This window comes from Providencia sp. PROV150 (assembly GCF_028481025.1).
In the GTDB taxonomy this organism is placed as follows: Bacteria; Pseudomonadota; Gammaproteobacteria; order Enterobacterales; family Enterobacteriaceae; genus Providencia; species Providencia hangzhouensis.
In genome coordinates, this window is the sequence record NZ_JAMPPJ010000035.1 from 26,246 (window position 1) to 36,891 (window position 10,646).

Below are 10,646 nucleotides of genomic sequence, written 5' to 3' on the forward strand. Positions count from 1 at the left end.
TTAAATGGTAGAAAATCAGGGGTGATAACACAAAATAAGGATTTTTCCTGCACAATGCCTATTTGTGTGAGATATATCACCAAAATAGCTAGATATTAAAAAAAATAAAATAAATTTCAAATTGGTGATATTAATAAAACTGGTTAATTAATTTAGCTTCTATCAAATCATAAACTAATGACAAAATACCAGTAAGACAAAAAAACCAGTGGGTATAACTCCACTGGCTTATTAAAAAATTGAATACGATATAGATTATAACTTGATGGTTTTAACGCCTTCGTTTGCAGTTCCCATCAAGACGACGTCTGCACCACGATTCGCGAATAACCCAACGGTCACAACACCTGCAATCCCATTAATGGTATTTTCTAATGCCACTGGGTCAATAATATTTAAATTATGGACATCTAAAATCACATTACCGTTATCTGTAATCACATTTTGACGGTACTCTGGCGTGCCACCCAGTTTAACCAATTCACGTGCCACATAGCTACGCGCCATTGGGATCACTTCAACAGGCAGAGGGAATTTACCTAACACATCAACTAACTTAGATTCGTCAACGATACAAACAAAGGTTTTTGCAATTGCAGAAACAATTTTTTCACGTGTTAAAGCCGCACCACCGCCTTTGATCATATTCAGGTGATGGTCAACTTCATCAGCACCATCAACATAAACATCTAAGGAATCCACTTCATTGCAATCAAATACCGTAATACCCAATGATTTTAATTTTTGAGTTGATGCTTCTGAACTTGATACCGCACCTTCTATTTGACCTTTCATTGTTGCTAATGCATCAATGAAGTGTGAAGCCGTCGAGCCCGTTCCAACACCAACAATAGTGCCCGGTTTTACGTAATCAAGTGCTGCCCAACCTACCGCTTTTTTTAATTCGTCCTGAGTCATGCTCATGCCTTTTAAGATTTAATTGAGTCGTGATTAAGGTTATTAATAACTAGTATATACCGGACACCCAATAAGTTGCAGCTTTGTTCGCTGTATTTGTGTCACGGTTCTTGGGATTTAGGCCACAACAATAATATTTTTAAGTGTTATTTGTAAAAATATGGCATAGTGCTTGGTAGAATAACAACAAGGAGATCTTTTTGATGAAGCGCCCTGACTATCGCGCATTACAAGCACTGGATGCCGTTATCCGTGAACGCGGCTTTGAGCGCGCAGCTCAAAAGCTCTGCATCACGCAATCTGCTGTGTCACAACGTATAAAGCAGTTAGAAAACCTATTTGGGCAGCCACTACTTGTGCGTACCGTTCCGCCACACCCAACTGAACAAGGGCAAAAACTGCTAGCATTGCTTCATCAAGTCGAATTGTTAGAAGAACAATGGTTAGGTGATGAAAATAGTGGCTCCACCCCTTTATTGCTCTCACTTGCCGTCAACGCCGACAGCTTGGCAACTTGGTTTCTTCCAGCCCTAAACCCTGTATTAGGCAACAGCCCTATTCGGCTAAATATTCAGGTAGAAGATGAAACTCGAACTCAAGAACGTTTAAGACGTGGTGAAGTGGTAGGCGCTATCAGTATTCAACCCCAAGCCTTACCGGGTTGCTTGGTCGATAAACTTGGCGCACTAGACTATATTTTTGTCGCGTCACCTGGCTTTGCAGCGAAATATTTCCCCGATGGGGTGACTCGCTCTTCGTTATTAAAAGCGCCTGCGGTTGCTTTCGACCATTTAGACGATATGCACCAAGCGTTTGTGCAACAAAACTTTGGGTTGTCGCCCGGCAGTGTTCCATGCCATATCGTGAACTCCTCAGAGGCCTTTGTACAGTTAGCGAAACAAGGTTCTACCTGCTGTATGATCCCACATTTGCAGATAGCAAGTGAATTAGCGAATGGTGAGTTGGTTGATTTAACGCCAGGGCTATGTCAGCGACGCATGCTTTATTGGCACCGCTTCGCACCTGAAAGCCGTACAATGAAAAAAGTGACTGACGCCCTATTAAAAACTGGGCGCCAGATGTTAAAACAAGAAGATGAACCCGCAAAAGACTAGCGTTTTAATTCAAATACCACATCAACTTGGTCATTAAAATCAATACTCTGTTGTTCATAAGTCTCATCAATCTTGAGGTCTTGAGCAACAGAGGCTTTCATCGCCCCACCATAATTTCTTGTTGCCATTGGATATGGCACCGCAGCTGGCGCATTATAGTTAATGCTATACACTGGGCCTAACTGAACATTAAAGCCTTTCGCTAAGAGATTAGCTTGTTCTGTCGCATTTTTAATCGCTTGAGACCGTGCTTCATCACGATACTGTTGCGGATTAGCCACACCAAACTGTACTGAGTTGATTTCATTGAGACCTGCGGCTAAAGCACCATCTAACAAGACATTAAGTTGGTCTAATTTCTTCACTTTCACTTCAACAGAACGTGTTGCCGTGTAGCCTTCGATGGTTGATTTTTGTTTCACACTACTGTAATCATATTTAGGCTGAGTTCGCACATTTGCTGCATTAATATCTTCTTTTTCAATACCATTTTTCTTAAGAAACTCAAAATACTCCGCAACTCGCTTATCGACCCCGGCTTTCGCAGCCGCCGCATCTTTAGCAGTCACTTCCACCTGAATATTCAGCGTCGCCATATCAGGTGTCGCTTTCACTATTGCATTACCCGAGGTGGTAATATGTGGACCATTAGGCAACGGGTCAGCCAATGACATGGTAGGAACCGCAGCACCTGCTACCATCGCAGCTAAAACTAAAGATTTTAATTTCACAGAACCTCCCAAGGCAATTATTTATCGCTAAAAAAGGGATAATTGGTAATAAACTATCCCTGAGCTCAATTTAACAGTAACACATGAAACAAAAAGTACAGTCAGAATAATGAGAAATTAAACGTTATTGCTTGTCTGTTGAAGATATATTGTTATTGAGAAAGCAAACCTAGTCCTTTAAGCCCCTGTATAGCGAGTTGAAATGCAATAAACCACATCACGCTACCGACAAAAATGTTAATAATGCGCTGTGAACGCGGTTTATTTAACACGGGTGAAAACCAAGCTGCAAGTATCGCTAACGCAAAAAACCACACAAAAGAAGCCGTTAATGCTCCAGCCGTAAACCAAGGTCTCAGCTGGCTTTCTAATTGGCCTCCCACACTACCTAATACAACGAAGGTGTCTAAATAAACATGAGGATTCAGCCAAGTGACGGCAAATAATGTGACAATCACTTTCCATCTTGTGATAGCACGGCTTTCTGTTTGAAGTATGACCTCATCAGGGCTGAGTGCTGTCCGAAACGCACCATAGCCATACCATAGAAGAAATACTACGCCTGCCCATGTAATCAATTGCATTAATATTTCAGACTGGCTTAATAAAGCGCTCCCACCAAAAACACCTGCGATAATTAAAACGGTATCACTTAAAGCGCATAACAATGCACTCATTAAATGAAACTGCTTCCGGCTTCCTTGTTGTAAGACAAAAGCATTCTGCGGCCCTAAAGGTAATATCATCGCTGCACCCAATAGTGCACCCTGTAAATAGATCGAAAACATGCATTAATCCCAACTTTTTATTCAATTAATATGCATGAATATTAACGAGAAAAAATTATTAGTGGAAATGATTAAGTCTAATAGGTCATAAGTATCACTTATAACTAAAAACGGATCGGTAAGAAAAATATAGGAGTGAGAAATGAATAAGAGCCTATCGAAGACAGGCTCTTATTTTCAGTGAAACTGCTGAATATGACTTTCTAAATATTACTCGGCAGAATCTTGCTTGATAGGCGCATTTTGTTTATGAACATGAACATCCATTTGTGGGAATGGGATACCAATATTATGTTTATCCAATGCTCGCTTAAACTCTTCTAGCAAGTCCCAATACACAGGCCATGCATCACCATTGGTGGTCCAAAAACGCACTAAATAATTTAATGACGATGGTGCCATATCATGTAAACGGATAGTAACGCCTTTAGCATGCTGAATACGGCTATCTGCGGCGACGATATCACCTAATACTTTTTTCACCACATCAATATCAGAATCGTAAGCAACACCTACAATAATATCTTGACGACGGTTAGGCTCACGACTGGTATTAATAATGTTATCGGCAATGATCTTTCCATTAGGAATAACAATAATACGGTCATCTGCGGTTCTTAGCGTAGTTGAAAATATTTGTACATTTTGCACTGTACCTTCAACAGCACCGATTGAGACATACTCCCCCGCTTTTAGTGGCCTAAATACCACCAGCAACACACCTGCGGCAAAGTTACCCAGCGAGTTTTGTAATGCTAAGCCAACAGCTAAACCGGCCGCCCCCATTACCGCAATCACAGAGGCTGTTTGTACGCCAACTTTCCCTAATACAGCAATTAAGGTGAATGCAACAATGGTATAGCGCGCTATCGCTGATAAAAAGTCACTCACTGTTGAATCAATGCCTTTCATGGTCATCACGCGATGTAAACCACGCCCGACCCATTTTGCAATCATCATCCCGACAATCAAGATAACGATAGCAGACACGATATTCACAGCATACTGAACTAACAGATCTTGGTTCGCCACAAACCAATTCGTTGCATCATTCAACGCGCCTGTAACATCATCAGTATTCATATATATATGCCCTTTAGGATCCAATTATCAATATTAACCCCAACCAATAAATCTTTAACGAAACGTTTAATGGCTGGCCGTACATTGCAAATAATAGCGATGATTCATTAAAACACAAAACAAATCACTAAATAAAATTATTTTATCTATTTTCTATAACAAAAATTCGATAATCTTTTAGCATTAATAAGAAGTCATCAGTGCCGCAAAATGCAACACTTTCATTATCATAATAACTCATTCCTTCTTCCAACCCTTCAGTTTCAAATGATAATTGGTTGGCGCGGATCATCACTTCTTCATCATCAAGCAACAATGTATATTCGTGGCCAATAAGCTCCCATTGTTTTTCACTTCCTTTGATTTTTTCATAGTTTTCTTCAATAGCATCTAACAGACTAAGGTTATTTTTAACCTCTTCATTAAGCCAATATCCAATAGCCTCATGATCCATCGAGAATTTAGCGGAGATAGCTCCGGTGATATCTTGGAAAAATTGGTAGTCCATATGCAGTCCCTCTACTCTTGCGTTATTGAACCTAGTATAACGCGAGTCAAACCGCTTTGTTGAGAGGTATTACCAACAGAAAAAATAAAATTGAGTAAAGCACCGATTTCAACACATAAGCCACGTAATTCACTTAATATTAAATAAGAAAATAATTAAAATAGTCATAATTAAAACAATAGGAGCTCTAATGATCGATCGCTTAGACCATATAGTGCTAACCACAACTAACATTGATGCCTGCATTGACTTTTACCAACGGGTGTTAAAAATGGAAGTTATTACCTTTGGTGAACAGCGTTATGCGTTATGTTTTGGGAAGCAAAAAATCAATATTCACCAATATGGAAAAGAATTTGAACCCAAAGCCCACTTGCCTGTACCGGGTGCACTCGATTTATGTTTTATTAGTGATATACCGCTGTGTGACGTGCAAATGCATATTGAACAACAAGGTGTAAAAATTATTGAAGGGCCGGTGAATCGGACTGGTGCAACTGGAGCAATTAGATCTATTTACTTACGTGATGTCGATTTAAATTTAATCGAAATTTCTGAATATATTTAGCAAATACACCCAATTAAAAAAGGCCCCTAACATTAGGAGCCTCCGTTATTAATATTACCTTATTACACCGCTGTTTGGAAAATCACGCCATCCGCTTTTTCGGTATATTGTGATAACTGGTCAAAGTTCAGGTAACGGTATGTATCCGCCGCTGTTTCATCGACCTTATCCATAAACTGCAGATATTCTGCTGGCGTTGGTAAACGACCTAACAGAGAAGCTACCGCTGCCAGTTCTGCTGATGCGAGGTAAACATTCGCACCTGTTCCTAAACGGTTAGGGAAGTTACGCGTTGAAGTGGAAACGACTGTCGCCCCATCAGCTACACGTGCTTGGTTACCCATACATAGTGAACACCCTGGAACTTCAATTCGCGCACCACTCTTACCAAACACACTGTAGTAACCTTCTTCGGTTAGTTGCGCTGCGTCCATCTTAGTTGGCGGCGCAACCCATAAACGTGTTGGTAATTGGCCTTTATGAGAATCCAATAACTTACCTGCTGCACGGAAGTGACCAATGTTTGTCATACAAGAACCGATGAAGACCTCATCAATTTTCTCGTTTTGCACATCAGACAATAAACGTGCATCATCTGGGTCATTTGGTGCACACAGAATTGGCTCTTTGATATCATTGAGGTCAATTTCAATCACTGCCGCGTATTCCGCATCTGCATCACCTTCCAGCAGTTGTGGGTCCGCTAACCAGCTTTCCATTCCTTTGATACGGCGTTCAATAGTACGGCGATCACCATAACCTTCGGCTATCATCCACTTTAATAGAACGATATTCGATTGCAGGTATTCGATAATTGGCGCTTTATCTAATTTGATAGTACAACCCGCCGCTGAACGCTCTGCTGACGCATCCGCTAATTCAAACGCTTGTTCGACTTTCAGCTCAGGTAAGCCTTCAATTTCTAAGATACGGCCAGAGAAAATGTTTTTCTTACCTTTTTTCTCTACGGTCAATAGGCCGTCTTTGATTGCATATAGTGGAATTGCATGAACGAGGTCACGTAAAGTGATACCCGGCTGCATTTCACCTTTAAAGCGAACCAATACTGACTCAGGCATATCCAGTGGCATAACACCTGTCGCCGCAGCAAATGCGACTAAACCTGAACCCGCAGGGAATGAAATACCAATTGGGAAACGCGTATGTGAGTCACCACCTGTACCAACGGTATCTGGCAGTAACATACGGTTTAACCATGAGTGGATAATACCATCTCCCGGACGAAGAGAAACACCGCCACGGTTCATGATAAAATCAGGTAAGGTATGGTGTGTTGTCACATCAACAGGTTTTGGATACGCTGCTGTATGGCAGAATGACTGCATGACTAAATCTGCTGAGAAACCAAGGCAAGCTAGGTCTTTCAGTTCATCACGGGTCATCGGCCCGGTTGTATCTTGTGAACCTACAGAGGTCATTTTTGGCTCACAATATTCGCCAGGGCGAATACCTGGGCGACCGCAAGCACGACCAACCATTTTTTGTGCTAATGAGAAACCACGATTGCTTTGTGCAACGGATTTCGCGTGACGGAATACATCTGTCGCTTCTAAGCCCAGTGATTCACGTGCTTTATTGGTTAAGCCACGGCCGATAATCAGTGGAATACGACCACCTGCACGCACTTCGTCAATCAACACATCTGTTTTTAATTCAAATGTTTCTAGCAGTTCGCCCGTTTCGTGGTTACGAACTTCACCTTTAAATGGATAGATATCAATCACATCGCCCATATTCAGTTTAGAAACATCCACTTCAATCGGTAATGCGCCCGCATCTTCCATCGTATTAAAGAAGATTGGTGCAATTTTGCCGCCTAATACCACCCCACCGCCACGTTTATTTGGCACAAATGGGATATCGTCACCCATAAACCACAGCACGGAGTTAGTGGCTGATTTACGAGAAGAACCGGTACCGACGACGTCACCCACGTAAGCTAATGGGAAGCCTTTTTTATTTAATGCATCAATTTGCTTGATTGGACCAACATTACCCGCATCGTCTGGTTCAATACCATCGCGTGCGTTTTTCAGCATTGCTAATGCGTGTAATGGGATATCAGGGCGTGACCATGCATCAGGCGCTGGCGATAAGTCATCTGTGTTAGTTTCACCCGTAACTTTGAACACAGTTACGGTCATTTTTTCAGCTAACGCAGGACGCTCTTTGAACCACTCGGCATCTGCCCATGATTCAATAACTTGTTTAGCGTGAATATTTCCCGCTTTCGCTTTTTCTTCTACGTCGTAGAAGTTATCAAACATCAGTAAGGTGTGAGAAAGTGCTTTAGCGGCGATTGGCGCCAGTTTTTCGTCATCCAACGCTTCAATTAGTGCGTGAATGTTATATCCACCCTGCATAGTACCTAACAGTTCAATGGCTTTTTCAGGGGAGATAAGAGAAGAGGAAGTTTCGCCTTTAGCTATCGCGGCTAAAAATCCAGCTTTTACGTACGCTGCTTCATCAACACCAGGGGGGACGCGGTTGGTCAGCAGGTCTAACAGGAAATCTTCTTCACCTTTGGGTGGGTTTTTGAGTAACTCTACCAGTGCAGCTACTTGTGACGCATCTAATGGCTTAGGGACAATCCCTTGAGCGGCACGCTCGGCTACGTGCTTACGGTATTCTTCTAGCACGACGTTCTCCTCGCTTCTTTGTTATTTATATACCCGGCTCTCTGCACCATACTGACAAAATTATCATCCGGTGCCAGGTCAGAGGAATTTGCTCGCATAATCTCAATGGCGGTAAAATTATGCCCAGCTTCGGGCGATCAGCATAGCAGAATTTAAACGTAATGTTAATTCATTCACAAGAAAGCAACATTTAACTACTAACTTTACGCCTTAACACTTCATTACTGGTTATTTTTCAGCTTAAGATACTATTAATCATCGTAAAACGCCGAAAAAACCATACTTTTTATAATGCATTTTAAAATTTAAAGCACCCTAATTAGTGCCTTTTTTCATCAGCTATCACAAATTATATTTTTTATCGCAATTTTATTTATATTACTAATTGATAAGGTAAATCATTGCGATTGGTTTTAATTTTTTTAAATGTTTTAATGGGTTTTACTACCCTTTTAAACCAATTAAATTGCCAAACGGGTCTTCAAGTTGGCACATTCGATTGTTACCATCTATTAACATTGGCCCGCGATACAGTTTTGCCCCTAGTTGAGTGAAATGCTCAAAAGCCAAATCAAAATCATCGACTTGCCAATACAATACAGTCCCTTTTTTACCCTCACTGACTTTTTTATCCGCTTGCACCACTTCTATCGTGAAGTCTCCGACATGCAGTAAGGTAAAATCAAATTCAGGCAAGTATTCTGCCTTTGCTTGTGGGAAAGCTTGCTGATACCAAGCCAATCCCGCTTGAACATCAGGTACATGAATTAAAATTGCAGTAGGTTTTATTAGCATGATGACTTGTGCACTCATGTGATTCATTAAAAGTACTATTTATATTAATAAGTTACATAGCAAGATCAAGAATGCGATTAGTTTAAAGTACACTATATAGTAGTTAAGTCATGACGAATACATCATGACTTAACTAATCGAATAGGTTCTATCTAATTTGAAGGTTAATCTTCAATGATTTTGACTTCTCGATCAATTAACCGTCCTAAATTTTCACTATGAGAGATTACTGATAATGTTTTGTCTAATAGATCTTTTATCTGAACATGAAGATCTTCTGGATATAAAATTGCCACATCATCTAATTCACAACCTAGGTTTATTATATCTATCAATTTTTCCTCAGAGCCCATTTGTTCAAGTAATTTGGCCAAATACGGTTTGAAAATGAATCCTTCCGCTTCATCAATTGATATCAAATTTTTATCTAATGCAGTTAATACACCTAACGTTAATAAGCTTATAAATTTGCTAGTCTGTTTATCACTAATACTATAATTAAGTCTAGTCACCTATTACTCCAACCACGTTTGATTTTCACATTAATGACTCTGCCACTTTGGTTCCCCCACGCAAAAAAATGGAGGAACCAACCTGCTTATGCGGAAATTAAACTAAAGGTTCTAAACGTAAAAGATGATCTTTAGCTTTCTCTATCAATAATAAAAATTCACTGTAATTAAATTCTAAAAAATCCGAGTCAGGATAAATAATAATTTTTACCTCTTTTTTATCTTCAGACAGTGAAATTTCCCCCCACTGAACATCATTAAAGGAAAGCTCAGCATATAAATCATCTCGGCTTAAAGAACTTCCAACACTGTATTCCAACATAAAATCCCCCCATCAATCATTTACAAACATTATGGCTCTCTAAAACCAATAAATTTCTTACCGTCTATACTAAATCTTAATACCCGACCATCAGGTGATTTAGCATCAATCACTTCAATTCTTTTCCTATTTTCATAAATAGTTCTAGGTCTTATTATTACATTTGGATTATCTAATATTTCATCGATTAATGCTCTAGCTTCCTGATTCAATACTGAAGCTTTTTGGTTGGAATATGAGTATGCAGATCCTTCCCTACCTCCATGCTTTTGGAGCGATCTGCCGGCATTTGTTAAACCATTGCGATTGATTTCTGATGCTGCTTGCTTTAGTTCTTCTTTAGAAGGAAGACCATTATTTTTTATAGAGAACTCATCAGGTTCCCACCCCTCCGGTCCTCCTGCCTTAGAGCCCCCTACCTCTACTTTATCTGAATTTGATAACTCTTTCCCAACATTTGAATTTTTTGCTGCTTTATCTAAATCATTTGAGCAGCTCATACCAAAAGAGCAATCAAACGTTTCCGCTAGGCCATCGCGAATATTACCTAATGTCTTTCCGATACCTTTTACTATGTTGCTGTTTGCCGTTTGTGTGACTTGCGTATTTGAACCAACGCCATGAGATAATGTAGGAACATTCGGTG

11 protein-coding genes and 1 pseudogene are annotated in these 10,646 nt (G+C 40.2%); 2 read left to right on the forward strand and 10 right to left on the reverse strand.

From position 1 onward, the window contains the following. Positions 1-255: 255 nt before the first annotated feature. On the reverse strand, positions 256-918 hold the full coding sequence (rpiA, locus tag PSE83_RS19725) for a ribose-5-phosphate isomerase RpiA (RefSeq protein ID WP_036958459.1): 663 nt from the start codon (positions 916-918) through the stop codon (positions 256-258). 203 nt (positions 919-1,121) lie between these two features. On the opposite strand from rpiA, the gene PSE83_RS19730 reads away from it, so the two are divergent. Further along, the gene (locus PSE83_RS19730; RefSeq protein WP_110592149.1) at positions 1,122-2,033 is read left to right on the forward strand and encodes a LysR family transcriptional regulator ArgP; all 912 of its coding nucleotides are present in this window, start codon (positions 1,122-1,124) and stop codon (positions 2,031-2,033) included. On the opposite strand, the gene PSE83_RS19735 is transcribed toward PSE83_RS19730, so the two are convergent. The 4 genes from PSE83_RS19735 to PSE83_RS19750 all read right to left on the reverse strand — a co-directional run bounded on the left by PSE83_RS19735 (position 2,030) and on the right by PSE83_RS19750 (position 5,143). Beyond that, positions 2,030-2,764 (reverse strand): oxidative stress defense protein, encoded by a 735-nt coding sequence (locus PSE83_RS19735; RefSeq protein ID WP_004261938.1) that lies wholly within the window; start codon positions 2,762-2,764, stop codon positions 2,030-2,032. The genes PSE83_RS19730 and PSE83_RS19735 overlap by 4 nt on opposite strands. A 152-nt stretch (positions 2,765-2,916) precedes the next feature. Beyond that, positions 2,917-3,552, reverse strand: coding sequence for an arginine exporter ArgO (gene argO, locus PSE83_RS19740; protein WP_004261942.1), 636 nt, complete (start codon positions 3,550-3,552; stop codon positions 2,917-2,919). Between the two features lie 210 nt (positions 3,553-3,762). Next, positions 3,763-4,635, reverse strand: coding sequence for a small-conductance mechanosensitive channel MscS (mscS, locus tag PSE83_RS19745; RefSeq protein WP_004261945.1), 873 nt, complete (start codon positions 4,633-4,635; stop codon positions 3,763-3,765). 142 nt (positions 4,636-4,777) lie between these two features. Continuing rightward, entirely contained in the window at positions 4,778-5,143 is a 366-nt protein-coding gene (locus tag PSE83_RS19750) for a YacL family protein (RefSeq protein ID WP_004261949.1), read from the reverse strand. Positions 5,144-5,333: 190 nt separating this feature from the next. On the opposite strand from PSE83_RS19750, the gene PSE83_RS19755 reads away from it, so the two are divergent. Next, on the forward strand, positions 5,334-5,711 hold the full coding sequence (locus tag PSE83_RS19755; protein ID WP_004261953.1) for a VOC family protein: 378 nt from the start codon (positions 5,334-5,336) through the stop codon (positions 5,709-5,711). A 62-nt stretch (positions 5,712-5,773) separates the two neighbouring features. On the opposite strand, the gene acnB is transcribed toward PSE83_RS19755, so the two are convergent. From acnB to PSE83_RS19780, 5 genes and pseudogenes are all read right to left on the reverse strand, one after another. Further along, positions 5,774-8,371: a bifunctional aconitate hydratase 2/2-methylisocitrate dehydratase gene (acnB, locus tag PSE83_RS19760; RefSeq protein WP_004261955.1), complete on the reverse strand. Its 2,598-nt coding sequence runs from the start codon at positions 8,369-8,371 to the stop codon at positions 5,774-5,776. A gap of 444 nt (positions 8,372-8,815) precedes the next feature. Beyond that, a complete protein-coding gene (locus PSE83_RS19765; protein ID WP_004261958.1) occupies positions 8,816-9,193 on the reverse strand; it encodes a VOC family protein in 378 nt (125 codons plus the stop codon). A gap of 137 nt (positions 9,194-9,330) precedes the next feature. After that, entirely contained in the window at positions 9,331-9,678 is a 348-nt protein-coding gene (locus tag PSE83_RS19770; RefSeq protein WP_004261961.1) for a DUF3969 family protein, read from the reverse strand. Positions 9,679-9,775: 97 nt separating this feature from the next. Further along, entirely contained in the window at positions 9,776-10,000 is a 225-nt protein-coding gene (locus PSE83_RS19775) for a hypothetical protein (RefSeq protein WP_004261965.1), read from the reverse strand. A 29-nt stretch (positions 10,001-10,029) separates the two neighbouring features. Next, positions 10,030-10,646 (reverse strand): annotated as a pseudogene (locus PSE83_RS19780) (hypothetical protein); the annotation flags it as partial.